Origin of the sequence: Kitasatospora sp. NPDC056531, from assembly GCF_042794375.1 — a bacterium.
Taxonomy (GTDB): Bacteria; Actinomycetota; Actinomycetes; order Streptomycetales; family Streptomycetaceae; genus Kitasatospora.
Window position 1 is genome coordinate 1 of record NZ_JBHTTU010000031.1, and the last position, 20,056, is coordinate 20,056.

Sequence of the window (20,056 nt, forward strand, 5' to 3'; positions counted from 1 at the left end):
TCGACAACGACGCCCCACCCGAACCCGACGCGGACGCCGACAGGAACACCGCCCCCGACTGATCCCCGACCAACTGACTCACACTCACCGAAGGCACCGCCACGTCATCGACGACATTCTTGTAGCGCAGCGCCTTGTACTCGCTGTTGGGGTGACTGTCGAACTCCGACGCGTCGATGGAGACTCCGGTGACGTGCTTCACCGGGGTGGAGCCGAACGAGTAGTAGGAGAAGGTGGTGTGGGCGTCGTCCTCCCACTTCTCGAACAGGATGACGTGGTTGTAGTAGCTGTTGAGGATGTCACCGGGCTTCAGGTCGCTGCGCGATATCTCGGTGGTGTAGGAATCGGCGAGACTCTGAGTGTTGGCGCTGGTTCCCAGGTGCCAGGCCATTGAGACGTAACCGGAGCAGTCCGTGCGGTAGTTGCGGCCATCCGCGTCCGGGTAGGAGTCGTTCTGGCTGTAGGAAATGCTCTTACCGAGCCAGTACTGAGCGCGGGCGATGATCTCGGAGCGGGAGATCGAGCCGTCGACGGAGGACGCAGCGCTCGCCGCGTGCGAGGCGGTTGCGGTGAAAGCGGTGGTGGCGACCGCGCCGGAGACGGCGATGGCGGTGGCGAGGGCGACCCGGGTGAACTTGGAAGCCTTGGAAGACATGGTGGCAGTCCTGACTGGCGAGGTGGGCGAAAACGTCTGTTCGGCTCTCTGCTGACGGTTCGACGGCCCGGTCGCGGCATGGACGGCTGCCCTGCAGGAGCAGCGGTCGACGGGCGGCGGCGGGGCGACGGAAGAGCGGTGCGCAAACCGTCAGGCGGCGCGGGTCAGTCCCAGATGGTGTTGGCCGGAGCGGACACAGCCGCAGCGTGGGTGGCTGGGGTGGAGATCTGGGCGGCGACCGCCGGCACGAGGGCGGCGAGAGCGAGGGAAGCGACCGCGGTGGCCTTGGTGAGCGAGGTGCGAAGCATGGAAGTGGTCCTCTGAATGAGCTGGGACTGAGGGTGTCTCCCGGTCTCGCGTCCCGCGGTGACGCTTCGTCCGGTGCCAGCTGCCGGGCGGTGTTCCCTGCTGGCGAGTACTAGCTTCGTCGCAGGTCAGGGTGGGCGGAAGGGCTTTCAGGTGGACGGAACCGGCCCTGGACTGATCAGTCCACCGTGACCGGAGGAGGACAGCAGTCGCTCGTAGAAGGGGGCGACGAGAGGAGCCCCGACCCGAGCGACGGACCACCCGCGCAGAGCGGGGAGGGTGTCGATAGCGCGCCGGCACAACCGGGCCACCACGGCCTCGGCGCTCTCGAGTCGATCGGCGATCAGGAAGACCCCGAGCACCGGGTCGGGGGTCGAACCGTGGTGCACGGAGATGTGCTCGATCTCCTCGTGCGGCATCGCGATCGAACGGACCAGCCCTCCGGAGCCTTGGGGCAGCGTCATTTCCGGGCGCGGTGCGCAGAGGTTCGCGTGGATGAGGTACATGGCCCCGACCCTCTCAAATCGCCCATGCACCTCAATAGAGGATCAATCAGGCCTGTACCGTCCATGGCCTAAACCGTCCACGGTCGACGCTGGCTGACTCGAACATCCAAATGAGATGATCATGTGCGTTTTTTAATGGAATAACTGCTGTTCAGGGGGGATGAGCGCAGTGTTGACCTCGCTCGGATTGGACGCTGTCTCGGAGGCCGTCTACCGGTGCATGCTCGCCTACCCGAAGGACGGGGTGCGCGCGCTCGCCGAGCGGCTCACCCTGCCGGAGGAGGACGTCCGACGCAGCCTGGACCTGCTCAGCGAGCTGGCGCTGGTCCGCCCGTCGCACGAACAGGCGGGTGAGCTTCACGCGGTGTCGCCGGCCGTCGGCATGGAGCTTCTGATGGCACGCCAGCAGGCCGAGCTGGCCGCACAGAAGTTGCGGATCGAGGCATCCCGTGCGGCGGCGGCCCAGCTGATCGCGGAGTTCGCGGACCTGAAGCCCGCCGCGTCGCAGAACGGGGTCGAACAACTGACGGGGCTCGACGAGATCCGGGACAGGATCGCCGGACTGGCCCGCGGGCTGCGGACCGAGATCATGACCTTCGCACCCGGTGGCAGGCACAGCCCGGAGAGCATCGAGGCGTCCAAGCCGCACGACCAGGACCTGCTGGGGCGGGGTGTCCGCATGCGGACCGTGTACCTGGACAGTGTGCGTAACAGCCAGCCCACGGTGGCGTACGTGAGCTGGCTGGAGAAGCTGGGCGGGGAGGTGCGGACCTCGCCGGAGCTCCCCACCCGGATGATCATCTTCGATCGGAATGCCGCCCTCATCCCGGTGAGCAGCGAGGACACCCGGTCCGGCGCGGTGGTGCTGACCGGACAAGGCACACTGACCGCCCTGTGCGCACTCTTCGAGAACGTCTGGGCCGCTGCTCAGCCGCTGAGCGGGAGAGCCTCAAGGGACGAGACGGGCCTCAGCCCCCAGGAAGCCGCGGTCGTCAGGCTGCTGTCGCAGGGTCTCACCGACGAGGCGATCGCCAAGCGGCTCGCCGTCTCCGCCCGTACCGCCCGGCGGCAGGCAACGGACCTGATGGAGCAGCTGGGTGCGCGCAGCCGGTTCGAGTTCGGCGTGCGAGCCGTCCAGCAAGGATGGCTGCCGCACGGCCGGTGAGAAGGGTAGGAAGCGGCGGCGCGGCAGTGGCCGTCAGCGCGCCCGGCACCACCTGTGGCCTGAGTGAACGACCTCAGCGACCAGGCTGCCCGTGATTCGGGGCGAAGAGGCTGTGGGTTCAAGTCCCGCCACCCCGACCCAGCCCAGAGGGCCCATCGGAGAAATCCGATGGGCCCTCTGGCGTGTCCGCTCGTGACGGGGCCCTGGAGCGGGTGGGCGGCCCTGCCGATGTCGTGTCAGAGCACGGACGCGAGGGCCGTGCGGGAGGTGATGCCCAGCTTGGGGTAGGCCTTGTAGAGGTGGTGGGCGACGGTGCGGGGGCTCAGGAAGAGTTGGGCGGCGATGTCGCGGTTGGTGAGGCCCTGGGCGGCCAGGCGGGCGATCTGGAGTTCTTGAGGGGTCAGCGGGGTCAGGGGGGTCTGCGGGCTCTGTGGGGAGAGCGGGGTGTCGGGGGCGGGGGTGCCGGTGGCGGAGAGTTCGGTGCGGGCGCGGGCGGACCAGGGGTGGGCGGCGAGGCGGTCGAAGGTTTCCAGGGCGAAGTGGAGGTGGGGGCGGGCGTCGGTGCGACGGCGGGTGCGGCGGAGCCATTCGCCGTAGAGGAGGGCGGTGCGGGCGTGTTCGAAGGGGCGGTGGGTGGTGGTGTGGAGGTCGAGGGCGGCGCGGTAGGCCGGTTCGGCGAGTTCGTCGGGGCCGAGGAGGGCCTGGCAGCGCAGGCGTAGGGCTTCGGCCCAGGGGCGGTCGGCGGCGGCGGTCCAGCGGGCGAAGCATTCGTAGGGTTCGGCGGCGCGGTCCGGGGTGCCGAGCCGGACGGCGGCCTCGACCAGGTCGGGGACGGCGCGGGTGGCGCAGACGTGGTGGCGGTGCGGGCCGGTCGTGAGGGGGTGGAGGCGGTCCGCGGCGCCGGCGGCGCGGCCCTGTCCGAGGTCGAGCAGGGCGAGGGCCCAGTGGGCCCAGGGGCGGCCGGCGGCGGGGGCGGCGGTCTGCGGGCCGGTGGTGGCGAGGGCGGTGGTGGCCAGTTCTGTGCAGCGCTCGGTGCGGCCGTCCAGGGCGGCCAGGTAGGCGAGCAGGGCACTGAGTTGGCTGACCCACTGGTGCTGGCCGGTGTCCCGGGCGAGAGCGAGGGCCTCGATGGCGGTGAGTTCGGCGTCGGCGTGGCGGCCGTGGAAGAGCTCGGCCTCGGCGAGGAAGAACTGCAGGGTGGGCATCACCCCGACGGTGCCCTTGGCGCGGGCCTCCGCGACCAGTTCGCCGCCGAGTTCGACGGTCTCCTCGTCGCGGCCGAGGATGAGGGTGGCGCCGCAGAGCTGGACGAGGTCGACGGGGGTCTCGGCGCCGGCCCGGCGGGCGGCCTCGGCGCTCTCCCGGACGGGCGGCAGGGGCCCGGCGGGCCTGCCGAGGGCCGGGAGGACGGCGGCGGGCAGGTGGCGGGCGAGCGGGGCCAGGGGGTCGTCGGGGGCGAGCGGGAGGACGGCGAGCCGGTCGAGCACCGCGACCACCGCCTCCTCCCCCGCGTACCAGGCGGCGTGGAAGGCCTGGAACAGCATCCGGGCGGCGTGCGAGGACTCGATGTCCGTGGCGGCGGCGTCGAGCAGCAGCCGGTTCGCCGTCGGATACGAGCCGCGCCAGAAGTGCGCGGTGGCCCGGACCTGGTCCAGCAGGGCGTGCGCGAGGACGTTGTCGGTGCGGCCGGCGGCCTCGTCCGCGAGCGCCTCGGCGCGCACCAACTCGCCTTCCTCGGTGGCGGCTTCGGCGGCCAGAACGAGCCGGCGGGTGGCGGCGTCGCGGTCGGGGGTGAGCCGGGCGGCGCGCTCGTACGCGGCGGCGCCGCCGTGGCCGCCGCGGCGCTCGGCGCGGACGGCGGTGCGTTCCAGCGCGTCGGCGAGGTCGGCGTCGGGGGCGGTGGCGGCGAGGGCGCGGTGCCAGGTGCGGCGGTCGCCGTCGGGCAGCGCCTCGGCGATGGCCCGGTGAACCGTCAGCCGTTGGTGGTGCGGGGCGCGTTGCAGGATCGCGGAGCGCAGCAGCGGGTGGCGGAACGCGATCCGACGGTCGGCGGTGACCGTCACCAGGCCGGATTCCTCGGCGGGGGTGAGCTGTTCGGCGCCGACCCCGAGCGCGGCCGCGGCGGGCAGCACGACGTCCAGCTCGCCGCTCTCCTCGGCGGCAGCGATCAGCAGCAGGGTCTGGGTGGCCGGGGGCAGGCCGGTGACCTGGCCGTGGAAGGCGATCAGCAGCCGGCTGGTGAGCGGTAGCCCGCCCGCCGTGTGCGGCTGCGGCCCGGCGGCGACCGGGAGTTCGGTGAGGGCGAGCGGGTTGCCGGCGGCCTCGGCGAGCAGCCGGTCACGGACTGCGGCGGGCAGGTCGGGGCCGGCCCGGTGCGCCAGCAGGCGGGTGGCGTCGGCCTCGGCCAAACCACTCACCCGCAGTTCGGGGAGCCCGAGTTGCCGCTCTGCGGAGGCGCCGCCCTCGGTGCGGACGGCGAGCAGCAGGGCGACCCCCTCGGCCTGGAGCCGCCGGGCGGCCAGCAGCAGCGCGTCCAGGGAGGCGCGGTCCAGCCACTGCACATCGTCGACCACGCACAACAGCGGCTGTTCGGAGGCGAGTTCGGCGAGCAGCCCGAGGGTGGCCAGGCCGACGAGCAGCCGGTCCGCGGCCGCCGTCGATGAGTCGCCGAGCCCGAACGCCGTCTCCAGGGCCCGCCGTTGCGGCCCGGGCAGGGCGTCCAGCCGGTCCAGGCCGGGGGCGAGCAACAGGCTCAGCCCGGCGAAGGGCAGTTCGGCCTCGTACTCGACGCCGGCCGCCCGGATCACCCGGAAACCCGCCCCGGCCCGCGCGACGGCGTCATCGAGCAGCGCGGTCTTGCCGATCCCCGCCTCGCCACGCAGCAGCAGGGCCCCGCTGCGTCCGCCCCCCGCCGCCGCCAACAGCCCTGCCACGGCGGCCTGTTCGTGTTCCCTCCCGTACAGCATGCCCCCGACCCTACCCAGCCGGCCGCCGGTACCCCGTGGCGAGAGCTACGTACCGCCATGCCTATACGTGACTGATTCGCCCGGCCCGGCCCGTCCATACCTTGGTTGAGCAGCGGGAACGCCCGCCCAACCACCCACCGGAACACGGGAGACAGCCATGACCGAGATCACCGTCGCCGCCCTCCAGCAGCTCGCCGAGCGCTACCTCGCGGTCTGGAACGAGACCGACCCGGCGGCCCGCCGCAAGCTGATCGACGAGGTCTGGGCCGAGGACGGCCGCTACACCGACCCGCTGGCCGCGGTCGCCGGCCGGGACGCGATCGACGCGCTGATCGGCGCGGCCCAGGCACAGTTCCCGGGGCTGGAGTTCACCCTCGGCCCGGTGGACGCGCACCACGACATCGCCCGGTTCACCTGGAACCTCGGCCCGGCCGGCGCCGAGCCGATGGTGATCGGCTTCGACGTGTTGGCGGCCACCCCGGACGGCCGGATCGGCACCGTGTACGGCTTCCTGGACCGCGTCCCGGGCGCCTGAGCCGCAGGCGCGACCCACCCGAGGGGCGCCGCCGGGCCACCCGGCGACGCCCCTCCCCGAACCGGACCCCGCCCCGGACCCCGAACCCGGGCCCCGAGCCCCGGACCCCGCCCCGAGCCCTGAGCCCCGAGCCCTTGAGGAGAGCCCGAGATGAGCACCGCCCTGGGCACCCGGCGGTCGGCCGAAGCCGCGGCCGCCGCCGCGCCGAAGGCAGCCACGGCCCCCAAGAGCCTGCTGCTGGTCGTCCTGACCGCCACCTTCATGACCTCCCTCGACGTCTTCGTCGTCAACGTCGCCGTCCCCTCCCTCCAGGCCGACCTGGGCGCCGGCCCCGCAGCCGTCCAGTGGGTGATGGCCGGGTTCAGCCTGGCCCTTGCGGCCGGGTTGGTCACCGCCGGCCGGCTCGGCGACCTCCCTCCTTGCCCGCCATCGGGCAGGAGGGGTCCATAGGCCGCCGCCGGGTGTCGCGGTCGGCCTGGCCCTGTTCACCCTCGCCTCCGCCGCCTGCGGCCTCGCCCCCACCACCGGCGCCCTGGTCGGCTCCCGGGTCGTCCGGGGCCTCGGGGCGGCGCTGATGGGCCCGCAGGTGCTGGCGATCCTGCGGACGGCCTTCAGCGGCGCGGCGCAGGCGCGGGCCTTCGCCCGGTACGGGCTGACCATGGGCGTCGGCGCGGAGTTCGGCCAGCTGATCGGCGGGCTGCTGATCCGCGCGGACCTCCTCGGCCTCGGCTGGCGCAGCTGCTTCCTGATCAACCTGCCGATCGGCCGCGGCCTGGACGCGCTCGGTGCCGGACTGGTCTTCACCGCGATCGGCCTCGGCTACCTGATCACCTCCAACACCACCCACCTGGTCACCGCCCGGCTCGGCGAGCCGCGCACGATCACCGTCGGCGGCCTGCTGATGGCCGCCGGGCTGGGCCTGCTCGCCCTCGCCGCCTACGGCGCGGCGGCCGGCAGCGTCTGGTGGCTGGCGCCCGGGCTGTTCGTCGACGGCCTCGGCATGGGCCTGGTGATCGCCCCGGTCACCACCGTCGCCCTGGCGGCCGTCGAGCCTCAGCTGGCCGGTTCGGCGGCCGGTGCGGTGTCCACCGTGCAGCAGGTCGGCGGGGCCGTCGGGATCGCGCTGATCGGCCTGGTCTACTACGGCGCGGGCGACGCGACCGCCGCCTTCGGCCGCAGCGTGACGGCGCTCGCGGTGCTGGAGCTGGTCCTCGTGGGACTGGTCCGGCTGCTGCCGCGCACGGCCGGGCGTTCCTAGGCCCCCGGGCGCGCTCAGGGCCCCGGGCGTTCGTGAACGTCCCGGGAGCGGACCGAGCGGACCGAACGGACCGAACGGAACAGAGGGGAACGGACGGAACAGAGCGAACGGAACCGGCGGGAGGGTCGAACCCACCCGCCGGTTCCGTTCCCTCCCGCCGATCGGGTTGGATGGTCGGATGAGCGAGGAGAAGAGCGCCGTACCGGCGTGGGAGCAGCGGTTCAGGGCGGCCCGGGTGTCGCTGCCCGACTGGGCCGAGGACGCCCCCGACCGGGCCCTGTACGTGTCCAACTCGACCGGCACCTACGAGGTCTACGCCTGGGACCGCGCCACCGGAACCCACCGTCAGGTCACCGACCGCCCGAACGGCACCACCGACGCCGAGCTGTCCCCGGACGGCGCCTGGGTCTGGTGGTTCGACGACCACGACGGCGACGAGTTCGGTGTCTGGCGCCGCCAGCCCTTCGCTGGCGGCCCGGACGAGGAGGCCGTGCCCGGTCTCGCCCCCTCCTACTCGGCCGGCCTGGCCCTCGGCCGCGACGGCACGGTGGTCGTCGGCCGCTCCACCGACGAGGACGGCACCACCCTGCACGTGCGCCGCCCCGGCACCGCCGAGCCGGTCGAGATCTACCGTCACGAGGAGTACGGCGGCGTCGGCGACCTGAGCCACGACGGCACCCTGCTCGCCGTCGACCACACCGAGCACGGCGACGCGATGCACTCCGCGATCCGCGTGGTCCGCCTCCACGGGGACGGCGTCGAGACGGTCGCCGAGCTGGACGAGGTGACCGGCCGGGACGAGCCGCGCGGCGTCGCCTGCCTGGGCTTCGCCCCGGTCGAGGGCGACACCCGCCTGCTGGTCGCCCACCAGCGCACCGGCCGCTGGGAGCCGATGATCTGGGACGTCGCCACCGGCGCCGAGACGGCCCTCCCGCTGCGCGACGAGCAGGGCCGCGAGCTGCCCGGCGACGTCTCCGCCCAGTGGCGCCCCGGGGCCGGGGAACTGCTGGTCGAGCATGAGTACGAGGCCCGCAGCGAGCTGTTCTCGTACTCGCTCGCGGACGGCCGGCTGACCCGCCTGGACACCGCGCGCGGCACCGTCGGCGGCGCCACCGCCCGTCCGGACGGCACGGTGGAGTACCTCTGGTCCTCCGCCGCCGAGCCCTCCGCCGTCCGCTCCACCGCCGGTGCGGTCGTGCTGCGGGCGCCGGGTCCGGTGCCGCCCGGTTCCGTCCCGGTCGAGGACGTCTGGGTGGACGGCCCCGGCGGGCGGGTGCACGCCCTGGTGCAGCGCCCGGCCGGCCACGCCCCCGGTGACGGCCCGCTGCCGACCGTCTTCGAGATCCACGGCGGCCCGACCCACCACGACAGCGACTCCTTCGCCGCCGGCCCGGCCGCCTGGCTGGACCACGGCTTCGCGGTGGTCCGGGTCAACTACCGGGGCTCGACCGGCTACGGGCAGGCCTGGACCGACGCGCTGCACGAGCGGGTCGGCCTGATCGAGCTGGAGGACATCGCCGCCGTCCGGGAGTGGGCGGTCGCCGGCGGCCTGGCCGACCCGCAGCGCCTGGTGCTGACCGGCGGCAGCTGGGGCGGCTACCTGACCCTGCTCGGCCTGGGCGTCCAGCCGGAGAGCTGGTCGCTCGGCGTCGCCGCCGTGCCGGTCGCGGACTACCACACCGCGTACGCCGACGAGATGGAGGCGCTGAAGTCGCTGGACCGCACGCTCTTCGGCGGCACCCCGGAGGAGGTCCCGGAGCGCTTCACCGCGTCCTCGCCGCTGACCTACGTCGAGCAGGTGCGGGTGCCGGTCTACATCAGCGCCGGGGTGAACGACCCGCGCTGCCCGATCCGGCAGATCGACAACTACGTCGAGCGGCTGGAGCGGCTCGGCAAGCCGCACGAGGTGTACCGGTACGACGCCGGGCACGGCTCGCTGGTGGTGGAGGAGCGGATCAAGCAGCTGCGGCTGGAGATCGACTTCGTCCGGCGCCACCTCGGCATGCCCGGCGGGGCCGCAGGAGGGGCTGAGTGAGGCGTCCGCTGACGCTCGCGGGGGTGGCGGTGGCGGGGGCGCTGGTGCTCACCGGCTGCTCGGGCTCGCACGACGCCGAGACGGCCTGCCCGCTCCCGGTCGGTCCGGTGCTGCCCAGCCCCACGGCCGCCGTGCCGCCCGCTCCGACGGCGGTCGCCTCGACGCCCCCGGCGAGCGCCGTGCCCGGCGCGCCGCCCGCCACGGCGACGAAGGCCGGCGCGCCGGGGGACGGGGCCGGCTCGTTCGTCGTCCGGGCGGCGTACCGGCCCGGCGACGGCACGGACCAGCTGGCCAAGGGGTCCAGCGGGTCGAAGGGGTCGAGCGGGTCCAAGGGCTCGTCCGGCTCGGGATCGAAGGGCTCGAAGGGGTCCAAGGGGTCGAACGGGCGCACCGTGCACCACCACATCGACCACTACGACTCGAACGGTGTCGGTGGTCGCGGCCACTGCCGCAACGGGGTGCCCGAGGGGGACGGCGACATGTCGACGCCGTTCGGCGGCACCAACACCGCCCGGGCCGTCCCCTCGCAGACACCGGGCCAGGCGCCGACCCAGGCGCCGACCCAGGCGCCGACCCCCGCCGCGCCCCCGACCCCGTCGGCGGTCGCAACCCCGGCCAAGCCGGTGCCCGCGCCCGGCAAGCCCACCCGGTAGGGCTCCGAAGGGTCAGTCCAGGACCGGGTCCAGCCCGAGGGCCCGGTCCTGCTCCGCCTCCACCTCGCGGCGCAGCAGGCGGAACCACATGAAGACCACGAAGCCCGCGAAGACGAACCACTCCAGGGTGTAGCCCAGGTTCTGGAAGGCACGCAGGGTGAGCCCGTCGCCGCCCTGCGGCTGCACGGTCGGTACGGCCGTCAGCCCGGTGGGCACCTGGTCGGCGGCCACCCAGCCGTCGTACCAGCCGTCGTATTCGAGGACGTTCAGCAGCGAGGCCCGGTTGATCATGCCGAGCTGCCCGGCAGGCAGACCGCCCGCCACCGCGCCGTTGCTGCCCACCGCCTCGTCGGCCTGCAGCCGTCCGGTCACCGTCACCTGCCCGGTCGGCGGCGCCTCGGCCACGGCTCCGGACGGGGCCCCGGGCACCCAGCCCCGCACCACTGCGACGGCGTGTCCGTCAGCGGTGCGCAGCGGGGTGAGCACGTAGTAGCCCTGCTTACCGTCCAGCACCCGGTTGGGGACGAGGAGTTGGTGCTCGGTGTCATAGCTGCCGGTCACCGTGACGGGCTTGCCGACGGTCTGCGTGGTCACCTGCGGGCTGGCCTGGGTGAGCAGGGCGTCGATCGGCTCGGCGTCACTCGAAGCGGTGAGGGACTGCTTGGTCTCCTGGTGCGTGGTGACGCGGTCCTCGAACCGGCCGAGCTGCCAGGTGCCCAGCCAGACGCACACCGCCACGGCCGCCATGGCCAGTGCGGTGCCGCTGAGCCAGCGCGGAGTCAGGAGGAACCGGTACACACCCCCCACGGTAACCATTCCTCACACCGTCCCGGACCACAGGGTCCGCCGAGGACGGGAGGACCGCCGGGCGCGGGCGGGGTGGGGGACGCGGGAGGCCCGAGGAGCTGGGCCCGAGAGCCCGAGAAGCTGGGCCCGAGAAGCTGGGCCCGAGAAGCCGGGCCCGGGAGCGCCCCCTCAGCCCGCCGCCGGCGTCCCCAACGGCTGGGCGACCGCCCCGCCCGTGGACTGCACGCCGCCCCGGTAGAGCGTCCCCCCGCAGGCGACCGGCAGCGAGGCCGTCGCGGCCGCCGGGCTGCCCGGGGCCGGGGTGTGGGCGATGGTGGCGGTGGCCGGGCCGGTGGTGGGGCTGCCGGTCGGGGTGGCGGTCGGGCTGGGCGCCGAGGTGGGACCGGAGGTGGGCGTCGCGCTGGCCTGCGGGTTGGAGCTCGGGGCCGCCGAGTTGCCGGAGGCGGGGGCGTCCGAGGCGGCGGCGGGGGCCTGGGTGGTCAGGGCCACCTGGTTGGCGCCGGTGGGCGCGCTGGTCGCGGTGCCGCCGGAGCCGCAGCTCTGGTCGGGGATCCAGGCGAACGGCACCCGGTACCCGGCCTGCGGCGCCAGTACGGGTGGCTCGGTGTCCATCGCGGGCAGGCTGCCCGCCGGGTCGCCGGGGGTGTGGTCGGCCGTACGGACCCGGCTGCGGTCGGCGCCGCTGACCGCGGTGACGGCCACCGCGCCCGGTCCGCCGAGGCGGCAGCTGCGCCCGGAGACGTTGTAGACGGTGAAGGAGCCGTAGATCCGCCCCTGCCCGTCCGCCGCACCGACCTGCGCGGTGCCCTGTCCGAGGTCCGTCCGGGTGCAGAGCGGGATGATCCCGCCGTCCCCGGTGCCGGGGGTCCCGGTGGGGGTGGGGGTGAGGCCCGGCCGGGTGGTGTCCACGCCGGGGCTGGGCGACGCGGAGGCGGTGCCCGGGGAGGGCGCGGTGTCCCCGGTGCCGCTCGGGCCGGTGTGCACGGCCGCACCGGTGCCGACGGACCCGCCGGCCGTCTTGCCGCCGGGGGCGGTGGGGGCCGGGCTCTGGGCCTCGGCCGAGCCGGGTCCGCCGGAGAGCCCGAGGTGGTCCCCGTCGTGCAGGACGGGCAGGGCGATCGCGACGGCCAGGGCCAGCGCCGCCGCGCCGGTCCAGGCCCCGCGCCGGGCGGCCCGGCGCCGGGGTACGGCCTGACGGATGCGGGGCAGGGCGCCGGACTCGGGCTGGATCCCGGCCACCGCGTGGTGCATCAGCTCACGCAGTGCCCGTTCCTCGGAGGAGAGACCCGAGAGGTCGTCGTCCCCGGACCGCTGCCAGACGCCGTCAGCCATGTCCGGCCTCCATCTGGGTCCGGAGGGCGGCGAGTCCGCGTGATCCGTAGGCCTTCACGGAGCCGAGCGAGATGCCCAGGGTCTCGGCGACCTGCGCCTCCGTCATGTCCACGAAGTAACGCAGCACCAGAACCTCCCGCTGACGGCGTTGCAGACCACGCAGCGCGGCCTTCAACTGGTCGCGCTCCAAGGCATCGTAGGCACCTTCTTCTGCACTGGCCATGTCAGGCATGGGCTTCGGCAGCAGTCGCAGACCGAGGATGCGGCGGCGCAGCGTGGAGCGCGACAGGTTCACCACGGTCTGCCGCAGGTAGGCCAGGGTCTTCTCGGGTTCGCGCACCCGGCGCCGGGCGGCGTGCACCCGGATGAAGGCCTCCTGCACGACGTCCTCACAGGTGGAGAGGTCGTCCAGGAGCAGCGCGGCAAGCCGCAGCAGCGAGCGGTAGTGCGCCTGGTAGGTCTCGGTGAGCAGGTCCTCGCTGGTACCCGCGTCGGTACCCGCGCCGGAGTCCGCCGCACCGGGTGCGGCCGCCGTCATCTGGTCGTCTTCCGGCCTACTCGAAGACCACGGGGCGCGCGAGGGGAAGGCCACCGCGGCTCTCGCCGGGATGCCCGCCCTTGCCCCCACCAAAACGTTCGCCACGCCCGTTGGACACTCGATCCCCTGTCATGGTTGCCCAGCCCGGGGGCCATTCTTCCGCATCGGCGGAAGAGGCCTCCAGGGGATTCCCACGGGATTCCGGACAGATTGTGTCGAGGAGCGGACACAGGTGCGGACATCCCCGGGCAGAAGGGACCCTCAGGTCCGGGGTTCCGAGGGCCCGTCCGGGGTGTCGGGAGCCCGTTCCTCTCCCGCCGTCAGCTCACGTGCCACCAGCTCGGCGATCTGCACCAGGTTCAGTGCGGCACCCTTGCGCAGGTTGTCGCCGCAGAGGAAGAGGTCGAGCGCGTCCGGCTCGTCCAGCGCCCGGCGCACCCGCCCGACCCAGACCGGGTCGGTGCCGACCACGTCGTTCGGTGTCGGGAACTCCCCGGCCGCCGGGTCGTCGTAGAGGACCACACCGGGCGTCTCGCGCAGGATGTCCTGCGCGTGCTCCTGGCTGACCTCGCGTTCGAAGCGCGCGTGCACGGCCAGCGCGTGGGTGCGCACCACCGGGATGCGCACGCAGGTCGCGGAGACCCTCAGGGCGGGCAGGCCGAGGATCTTGCGGGCCTCGTCGCGCAGGCCCAGCTCCTGGGCGGACCAGCCGCCCTCGCGCAGGCCGCCGGTCCAGGGCACGGCGTTGAGGACGAGCGGGGCGGCGAACGGCCCGTCGTCGGCGATCACGGCGCGCAGGTCGCCGGTCTGCCGGCCGACCTCGGTGCCGGCCACCAGCGCGGTCTGCTCGCGCAGCGCGACGACGCCCTCGCGGCCCTCACCGCTGGCGGCTTGGTAGGTGGCGACGACCAGCTGCTCCAGCCCGTACTCGGCGTGCAGCGCGCCGACCGCCGCGACCAGCGCGAGCGTGGTGCCGGCCGGGCTGGCCACGATGCCGCGCGGACGGATCCGCAGCGCGGCCGCGTTGACCTCGGGGACGACCAGCGGCACGTCCCCGCTGGTACGGAAGGCGGCCGAGTCGTCAACCACCACGACGCCCTTGGCCGCCGCGATCGGCGCCCACTGGGCGGACACCTGGTCGGGAACGGCGAACACGGCGACGTCGATCCCGGCGAAGGCCTCCTCCGTCAGCGGGACGACCCCGACCGCCTCCCCGCGTACGACCGGCGCGCGGCCGGCCGAACGCGGGGAGGCGACGAGTCGGATCTCGCCCCAGATGTCCTGACGGAGGGAGAGCAGGCCGAGCAGCACCTCGCCGACAGCGCCGGTGGCGCCGACGACGGCGAGGTTCGGACGCCGGGTCATCGCCCGGAGCCCCCGCCCGGCTTCCGGGTCATCGCCCGGTGCCGCCGTAGACGACGGCCTCGTCCGACTCGCTGTCCAGACCGAAGGCGCTGTGCACGGCGCGGACCGCCTCCGACACGTCGTCGGCGCGGGTGACCACCGAGATGCGGATCTCCGAGGTGGAGATCAGCTCGATGTTCACGCCCGCGGCGGACAGCGCCTCGAAGAAGGTCGCGGTGACGCCCGGATTGGAGCGCATGCCGGCGCCGACCAGCGAGATCTTGCCGATCGCGTCGTCGTAGCGCAGCGACTCGTAGCCGATGCCCTCCTTGACCCGGCCGAGCGCGTCGATGGCCTTCTGGCCCTCGGTCTTGGGCAGGGTGAAGGAGATGTCGGTCAGGCCGGTCGACGCGGCGGAGACGTTCTGCACCACCATGTCGATGTTGACCTCGGCGTCGGCGATGGCGCGGAAGATGCGCGCCGCCTCGCCCGGCTTGTCGGGCACGCCGACGACCGTGACCTTGGCCTCGGAGGTGTCGTGGGCGACTCCGGAGATGATGGCCTGCTCCATCTCGCCCCCTTCGGGCTTGTTCGGGTTGTCGTTGCTGACGATCGTCCCGGGAAGACCCGAGAAGGACGAGCGTACGTGAATCGGGATGTTGTAGCGGCGGGCGTACTCCACACAGCGGTCGAGCAGCACCTTCGAACCGGACGAGGCCAGCTCCAGCATGTCCTCGTACGCGATCCAGTCGATCTTGCGGGCCTTCTTCACCACGCGCGGGTCGGCGGTGAACACGCCGTCCACGTCGGTGTAGATCTCGCAGACCTCGGCCTTGAGCGCCGCCGCGAGGGCGACGGCCGTGGTGTCCGAGCCGCCGCGGCCCAGCGTGGTGATGTCCTTGCTGCTCTGGGACACGCCCTGGAAGCCGGCCACGATCGCGATGTTGCCCTGGTCCAGGGCGGTGCGGATGCGACCCGGCGTCACGTCGATGATGCGCGCCTTGTTGTGGACGGAGTCGGTGATGACACCGGCCTGACTGCCCGTGAAGGACTGGGCCTCGTGACCCAGGGATTTGATCGCCATGGCCAGCAGCGCCATGGAGATGCGCTCTCCAGCGGTCAGCAGCATGTCGAACTCACGGCCGGCAGGAAGCGGTGACACCTGCTCCGCGAGTTCGATGAGCTCGTCCGTCGTGTCGCCCATCGCGGACACCACGACGACGACCTCATGGCCGGCCTTCTTGGCGTCAACGATTCGACGGGCCACGCGCTTGATGCCTTCGGCATCCGCAACGGATGAGCCGCCGTACTTCTGCACGACAAGGCCCACGTGCGCTCCTCGACTTGTGTCGTTTTCCGGGGGCGCCAGGCCCCCGTACCCCCCGGGGGAGAGGGGTGTGCGGTCGGCGTCAGTCTACCGAGCAGGGGTGCCCCGCCTGGTGCTTTCCATATGATGAGACGGCCGTTTCAGCACGTGAGCGACCACGGGCGGGGTGCCACCGGCAGGTCTGCGGGGCATTCGGCGCGGTTCCGAAGAATCGTCGGACGAACGGACGCCGCCACGGCCGGATTTCTTTTCCGGGCGGACGGCTGAGGCATGCGTCACATGTCCGCCGCGGGCCACCGCCCGGACGGTCACCGCCCGAGACCGAGCTCGGCCGCCATCAGATCGCCGGCCTGCTGCTCCAGCTGCTCGTCGGTGAGACCGTCGTCGTCGGTGTCCGCACCGTCGGGCACCGCGCCGATCGGGCTGTCCAGCCGGACGTGGGCGATCAGCGACTGCAGCGCCCGCAGCACCGCGGTGCAGGTCGTGCCCCAGTTGGAGAGGTACGAGAACTGCCACCACCACAGCGCCTCGCTGACCCGGCCCTCGCGGTAGTGGGTCAGGCCGTGCTGGAGCTCGCTGACCACGCCGGCCAGGTCGTCCGAGATCCGGAAGGCGTTCGGCTTCTCCGGCGGGCCGTACGGGTCGAAGACCTCGTGGTAGACGTCGATCGGCGCGAGCAGCGCGGCGAGGCGCTCGCGCAGCTGCTCGCCGTCCGGCTCGGGACCGGCGTCGGGCTCGAAGCGGTCCTCGGGGACGACGTCCTCGATGGCGCCCAGCCGGCCGCCGGCCAGCAGCAGCTGGGAGACCTCCAGGAGCAGCAGCGAGACCGCGCTGCCCGGTTCGTCGCCCTTGGCGACCTCGGTGACGGCGAGCACGAAGCTCTCCACCGAGTCGGCGATCTGCACGGCGAAGTCGTCCGGCTCCGAGCCGTGGCCGTGGGTGTGCGGGGCGTGGGTCTCGGGCTCCCCGTGGGGCTGCTGGTTGATCGTCCGGTCAGACATCGAGCAGTCGTCTCCCTTCGAAGGCGCGGCCGAGGGTGACCTCGTCCGCGTACTCCAGGTCCCCGCCGACGGGCAGTCCGCTCGCCAGGCGGGTCACCTTCAGGCCCATCGGCTTGCAGAGCCGGGCCAGATAGGTGGCGGTCGCCTCCCCCTCCAGGTTGGGGTCGGTGGCCAGGATCAGCTCGGTGACCGTGCCGTCCGCGAGGCGCGACAGCAGCTCGCGGATGCGCAGGTCGTCCGGGCCGACGCCCTCGATGGGGCTGATCGCGCCGCCCAGCACGTGGTAGCGGCCGCGGAACTCACGGGTGCGCTCGATGGCGACGACGTCCTTGGGCTCCTCGACCACGCAGATGACGCCGAGGTCGCGGCGCGGGTCCAGGCAGACCCGGCACTGCTCGGCCTCGGCGACGTTGCCGCAGACCACGCAGAAGCGGACCTTGTCCTTGACCTCCAGCAGCGCGTGCGCGAGGCGGCGCACGTCCGTCGGGTCGGCCTGCAGCACGTGGAAGGCGATCCGCTGCGCGCTCTTGGGCCCGACGCCGGGCAGCCTACCCAGTTCGTCGATCAGGTCCTGAACCACGCCCTCGTACACGTCGCGCCTTCCCTCGGATGGTCGGTGGTGCTCCGGTGCCATCATCCAACGAATCGGGCGCCGGACACACCGCCCGACGCCCGACTCCCACAGAAATCACATGGGTCCGTCGTGTGAACTCCAGACCGTCTGCTGTACAGACCGGGCGCTGATCGGCGCCCTGGCCCGTGCTCCCCCTCTGCCCTGCCTGCGCCCTGACCTGCGTGCTGACCTGCGGCGCAGACCTGTGGCGCTGATCTGTGTCAGATCAGAACGGCAGGCCGGGAATGCCGCCGCCCAGACCCTGGGTGAGCGGGCCCATCCGCTCGGCCTGCATCTTCTGGGCGGCCTGGTTGGCGTCCCGAACGGCCGCCAGGATCAGGTCGGCCAGGGTCTCGGTGTCCTCCGGGTCGACGGCGGCCGGGGCGATGGTCAGCGCCACCAGCTCACCGGAACCGGTCACGGTGGCCTCGACCAGGCCGCCGCCCGCCGTACCGTTCACCTTCGCCTCGGCCAGCTCCTGCTGGGCCTTGGCGAGCTCTTCCTGCATCTTCTGCGCCTGCTTGAGCAGCTGCTGCATGTTGGGCTGACCGCCACCGGGGAACACGGCTCACTCCTTGCTGTCATGCGGTTGGTCGTTCGTCACCGCCGAGCCTACGGGCCCGGGGCCCGCTCAGTTGCCGCGGTGGTGGATCTCCTCCAGCACCGTGGCGCCCAGCTCGCGGATGATCAGCTCCTGACCGGAGAACGCCTCCTCGTTGAGGTCCGGGTCGTCCTCCTCCGGGATGTCGTCCTCCGGGGCCACCGACCGCATCGGACGGGCCTGCGGCACCGCCGCGGGCGGCGGGGCCTGGACCGGCGCGGGGGCCGGCGCCTGGGGCTGGGGCTGCACCGGGGCGGGGGCCTGCTGGACCGGCGCCGGGGCCGGCGCGGGGGCGGGGGCGGCCATCGGCGGCGCGGCGGCCGCCGGACGGGCCGGGGCCCCCCAGCCGCCACCGGCCGGGGCGGCGCTCGGGGCCGCGCCGGCACCGCCGGACGGGTCGACGATGCACTCGATCCGCCAGTCCACGCCCAGCGCGTCGGCCAGCGCCTGACGCAGCACGTCGTCGCTGTTGCTGCCGACGAAGCTGTCCCGGGCGCCGGCGTTGATGAACGACACCTGGAGCACGCTGCCGTCGAACCCGGCCACCTGGCCGTTCTGGCTGAGCAGGATCCAGGTGAAGCGGCGGCGGTTCTTCACCGCCTCCAGGATCTGCGGCCACAGCTGCCGGACCTGCGCGGCGCCCTGCTGCGCGGCCGCGGACGGCTGACCGCCGGGGGCGGCCACCGCAGGGGCGGGCGTGGGCACGGGGACCGGTGCCGGTGCCGGTGCCGGTGCCGCGACGGGCGCGGGCGCCGGGGCGGCCTGCGGCTGTGACGCGGGAGACGCGGCGGGGGCCGGGGCGCCTCCCGCGGGCGGGAAGCTGCGCGGAATCGGCCAGGCTCCCGGCGCGGGCCCGGCGGGGGCCGGGGGCGGCGGAGCCTGCACGGGGGCGGGCTGCACGGGGGCGGCCACCGGCGGCGCGACGGCCTCGGCCACCGGGGCCGGGGCCGGGACGGGCGCGGGCACCTCCATCGACGGGACGCCCACCGGAGCGGCCATCGGAGCCATCGGCGCCACTCCCGCCGCCGCGGCGAACCCACCGGCCGCCGCCCGCCGCTCCAGCTTGTCCAGACGCGCCTGCAGCGACAGCTCGTCGCTGTACGCGCCGGGCAGCATCACCCGGGCGCAGATCAGCTCCAGCTGCAGCCGGGGCGCCGCGTTGCCGCGCATCTCGGTCAGCCCGGTGTTGACGATGTCCGCCGCCCGGCTCAGCTCGGCCGCGCCGAACGCGTCCGCCTGCGCCTGCATCACCGCGACCCGGTCCGCCGGGGCGTCGATCAGCCCCTTCTCCCCCGCGTCCGGCACCGTGGCGAGGATCACCAGGTCGCGCAGCCGCTCCAGCAGGTCGGTGACGAAGCGGCGCGGGTCGTGCCCGCCCTCGACCACCCGGTCGACCACCTGGAACACCGTCGCCCCGTCGTGCGCGGCGAAGGCGTCCACCACCTCGTCCAGCAGCGCGGAGTCCGTGTACCCGAGCAACGCGGTCGCCATCTGGTAGGTGACGCCGTCGTCCCCGGCACCGGCCAGCAGCTGGTCCATGACCGACATCGAGTCACGCACCGAGCCGGCGCCGGCCCGTACCACCAGCGGGAACACCGGGTCCTCGACCTGGATGTCCTCGCGGCGGCAGACGTCCGCCAGGTAGTCGCGCAGCGTGCCGGGCGGGACCAGCCGGAACGGGTAGTGGTGGGTCCGGGACCGGATCGTCCCGATCACCTTCTCCGGCTCGGTGGTCGCGAAGATGAACTTGAGGTGCTCCGGCGGCTCCTCGACCACCTTGAGCAGCGCGTTGAACCCGGCCGAGGTCACCATGTGCGCCTCGTCCAGGATGAAGATCTTGTACCGGCTGTGCACCGGCGCGAAGAAGGCCCGCTCGCGCAGCTCGCGCGCGTCGTCCACACCACCGTGCGAGGCCGCGTCGATCTCGATCACGTCGATCGAGCCGGGCCCGCCGGTCGCGAGGTCCCGACAGGACTGGCACTCTCCGCAGGGCGTCGGCGTCGGCCCCTGCTCACAGTTCAGGCAGCGGGCCAGGATGCGCGCGCTCGTCGTCTTGCCACAGCCGCGCGGCCCGCTGAACAGGTACGCGTGGTTGACCCTGTTGTTGCGCAGGGCCTGCTGGAGCGGAGCGGTCACGTGCTCCTGCCCGATGACCTCCGCGAAGGTCTCGGGGCGGTAGCGGCGGTACAGGGCTAGGGACACACCACCGACGATATCGGGACGGACCGACAAACGCGTCGCCCCTTCACCCTTGGCCCCCACTCCGTCCGGACCCGCGCGGCCCGGGGAACGCGAAGACCCCCCGTGCACCCGCCAGAGCCCTCCTACCCTTGCTGCCTTCCGGCCCTGGGGGGGTTCAGAGAGATGACGCCACACGAGGGGCTGACACCCACACTACCGGATCCCGGCCCCGA

General features: G+C 73.5%; 18 protein-coding genes, 1 other RNA gene and 1 pseudogene. 6 read left to right on the top strand and 14 right to left on the bottom strand.

Features of this window, described 5'->3' with window-relative positions:
• The 3 genes and pseudogenes from ACFQ87_RS24245 to ACFQ87_RS24255 form a co-directional block, all read right to left on the bottom strand.
• Positions 1-655: pseudogene (locus tag ACFQ87_RS24245) on the bottom strand (hypothetical protein); the annotation flags it as partial.
• Positions 656-819: 164 nt separating this feature from the next.
• Positions 820-963 (bottom strand): hypothetical protein, encoded by a 144-nt coding sequence (locus ACFQ87_RS24250; RefSeq protein WP_380612893.1) that lies wholly within the window; start codon positions 961-963, stop codon positions 820-822.
• Between the two features lie 147 nt (positions 964-1,110).
• A complete protein-coding gene (locus ACFQ87_RS24255) occupies positions 1,111-1,425 on the bottom strand; it encodes a hypothetical protein (RefSeq protein ID WP_380612894.1) in 315 nt (104 codons plus the stop codon).
• A 211-nt stretch (positions 1,426-1,636) separates the two neighbouring features.
• Here ACFQ87_RS24255 and ACFQ87_RS24260 point away from each other — a divergent pair, with 211 nt between their 5' ends.
• Positions 1,637-2,632, top strand: coding sequence for a LuxR C-terminal-related transcriptional regulator (locus ACFQ87_RS24260; RefSeq protein WP_380612976.1), 996 nt, complete (start codon positions 1,637-1,639; stop codon positions 2,630-2,632).
• 236 nt (positions 2,633-2,868) lie between these two features.
• Here the strand turns inward: ACFQ87_RS24260 and ACFQ87_RS24265 are convergent, their stop codons facing one another.
• Complete coding sequence (locus ACFQ87_RS24265) at positions 2,869-5,598, bottom strand: helix-turn-helix transcriptional regulator (protein WP_380612895.1); 2,730 nt, start codon at positions 5,596-5,598, stop codon at positions 2,869-2,871.
• A 157-nt stretch (positions 5,599-5,755) separates the two neighbouring features.
• Between ACFQ87_RS24265 and ACFQ87_RS24270 the strand changes: the two genes are divergently transcribed.
• From ACFQ87_RS24270 to ACFQ87_RS24290, 5 genes are all read left to right on the top strand, one after another.
• Complete coding sequence (locus tag ACFQ87_RS24270) at positions 5,756-6,133, top strand: nuclear transport factor 2 family protein (RefSeq protein WP_380612896.1); 378 nt, start codon at positions 5,756-5,758, stop codon at positions 6,131-6,133.
• A 150-nt stretch (positions 6,134-6,283) separates the two neighbouring features.
• Complete coding sequence (locus tag ACFQ87_RS24275) at positions 6,284-6,583, top strand: MFS transporter (protein WP_380612897.1); 300 nt, start codon at positions 6,284-6,286, stop codon at positions 6,581-6,583.
• Positions 6,507-7,391, top strand: coding sequence for an MFS transporter (locus ACFQ87_RS24280; protein WP_380612898.1), 885 nt, complete (start codon positions 6,507-6,509; stop codon positions 7,389-7,391). The genes ACFQ87_RS24275 and ACFQ87_RS24280 overlap by 77 nt, the downstream gene beginning before the upstream one ends.
• Positions 7,392-7,569: 178 nt before the next feature.
• Positions 7,570-9,426 (top strand): S9 family peptidase, encoded by a 1,857-nt coding sequence (locus ACFQ87_RS24285; RefSeq protein WP_380612899.1) that lies wholly within the window; start codon positions 7,570-7,572, stop codon positions 9,424-9,426.
• On the top strand, positions 9,423-10,079 hold the full coding sequence (locus tag ACFQ87_RS24290) for a hypothetical protein (RefSeq protein WP_380612900.1): 657 nt from the start codon (positions 9,423-9,425) through the stop codon (positions 10,077-10,079). The genes ACFQ87_RS24285 and ACFQ87_RS24290 overlap by 4 nt, the downstream gene beginning before the upstream one ends.
• Before the next feature lie 12 nt (positions 10,080-10,091).
• On the opposite strand, the gene ACFQ87_RS24295 is transcribed toward ACFQ87_RS24290, so the two are convergent.
• The 10 genes from ACFQ87_RS24295 to ffs form a co-directional block, all read right to left on the bottom strand.
• Complete coding sequence (locus tag ACFQ87_RS24295) at positions 10,092-10,877, bottom strand: SURF1 family protein (RefSeq protein WP_380612901.1); 786 nt, start codon at positions 10,875-10,877, stop codon at positions 10,092-10,094.
• A 177-nt stretch (positions 10,878-11,054) separates the two neighbouring features.
• Positions 11,055-12,218, bottom strand: coding sequence for a hypothetical protein (locus ACFQ87_RS24300; protein WP_380612902.1), 1,164 nt, complete (start codon positions 12,216-12,218; stop codon positions 11,055-11,057).
• Positions 12,211-12,756, bottom strand: a complete 546-nt coding sequence (locus ACFQ87_RS24305) for a SigE family RNA polymerase sigma factor (protein ID WP_355668736.1) — start codon at positions 12,754-12,756, stop codon at positions 12,211-12,213. The genes ACFQ87_RS24300 and ACFQ87_RS24305 overlap by 8 nt, the downstream gene beginning before the upstream one ends.
• A gap of 261 nt (positions 12,757-13,017) precedes the next feature.
• Positions 13,018-14,121 carry an aspartate-semialdehyde dehydrogenase gene (locus tag ACFQ87_RS24310; protein WP_380612903.1) on the bottom strand — a complete coding sequence of 368 codons (1,104 nt, stop codon included), beginning with the start codon at positions 14,119-14,121 and terminating at the stop codon, positions 13,018-13,020.
• A gap of 28 nt (positions 14,122-14,149) precedes the next feature.
• Positions 14,150-15,430, bottom strand: a complete 1,281-nt coding sequence (locus ACFQ87_RS24315) for an aspartate kinase (RefSeq protein WP_380612904.1) — start codon at positions 15,428-15,430, stop codon at positions 14,150-14,152.
• A gap of 305 nt (positions 15,431-15,735) precedes the next feature.
• Entirely contained in the window at positions 15,736-16,428 is a 693-nt protein-coding gene (locus ACFQ87_RS24320; RefSeq protein ID WP_380612905.1) for a DUF5063 domain-containing protein, read from the bottom strand.
• Positions 16,421-17,020 (bottom strand): recombination mediator RecR, encoded by a 600-nt coding sequence (gene recR, locus ACFQ87_RS24325; protein WP_355668740.1) that lies wholly within the window; start codon positions 17,018-17,020, stop codon positions 16,421-16,423. Before recR ends, ACFQ87_RS24320 begins: the two co-directional genes overlap by 8 nt.
• Before the next feature lie 247 nt (positions 17,021-17,267).
• Positions 17,268-17,606 carry a YbaB/EbfC family nucleoid-associated protein gene (locus ACFQ87_RS24330; protein WP_380612906.1) on the bottom strand — a complete coding sequence of 113 codons (339 nt, stop codon included), beginning with the start codon at positions 17,604-17,606 and terminating at the stop codon, positions 17,268-17,270.
• 66 nt (positions 17,607-17,672) lie between these two features.
• Entirely contained in the window at positions 17,673-19,844 is a 2,172-nt protein-coding gene (locus tag ACFQ87_RS24335; RefSeq protein WP_380612907.1) for a DNA polymerase III subunit gamma and tau, read from the bottom strand.
• Positions 19,845-19,932: 88 nt separating this feature from the next.
• An RNA gene (gene ffs / locus ACFQ87_RS24340) (signal recognition particle sRNA small type) lies at positions 19,933-20,029 on the bottom strand.
• Between the last annotated feature and the right edge of the window lie 27 nt (positions 20,030-20,056).

What these genes read in the sequence shown, in the direction of transcription:
- ACFQ87_RS24250 (WP_380612893.1), bottom strand. Translation starts at nt 963, where the DNA reads ATGCTTCGCACCTCGCTCACCAAGGCCACCGCGGTCGCTTCCCTCGCT.
- ACFQ87_RS24255 (WP_380612894.1), bottom strand. Translation starts at nt 1,425, where the DNA reads ATGACGCTGCCCCAAGGCTCCGGAGGGCTGGTCCGTTCGATCGCGATG.
- ACFQ87_RS24265 (WP_380612895.1), bottom strand. Translation starts at nt 5,598, where the DNA reads ATGCTGTACGGGAGGGAACACGAACAGGCCGCCGTGGCAGGGCTGTTG.
- ACFQ87_RS24270 (WP_380612896.1), top strand. Translation starts at nt 5,756, where the DNA reads ATGACCGAGATCACCGTCGCCGCCCTCCAGCAGCTCGCCGAGCGCTAC.
- ACFQ87_RS24275 (WP_380612897.1), top strand. Translation starts at nt 6,284, where the DNA reads ATGAGCACCGCCCTGGGCACCCGGCGGTCGGCCGAAGCCGCGGCCGCC.
- ACFQ87_RS24285 (WP_380612899.1), top strand. Translation starts at nt 7,570, where the DNA reads ATGAGCGAGGAGAAGAGCGCCGTACCGGCGTGGGAGCAGCGGTTCAGG.
- ACFQ87_RS24300 (WP_380612902.1), bottom strand. Translation starts at nt 12,218, where the DNA reads ATGGCTGACGGCGTCTGGCAGCGGTCCGGGGACGACGACCTCTCGGGT.
- ACFQ87_RS24305 (WP_355668736.1), bottom strand. Translation starts at nt 12,756, where the DNA reads ATGACGGCGGCCGCACCCGGTGCGGCGGACTCCGGCGCGGGTACCGAC.
- ACFQ87_RS24310 (WP_380612903.1), bottom strand. Translation starts at nt 14,121, where the DNA reads ATGACCCGGCGTCCGAACCTCGCCGTCGTCGGCGCCACCGGCGCTGTC.
- ACFQ87_RS24320 (WP_380612905.1), bottom strand. Translation starts at nt 16,428, where the DNA reads ATGTCTGACCGGACGATCAACCAGCAGCCCCACGGGGAGCCCGAGACC.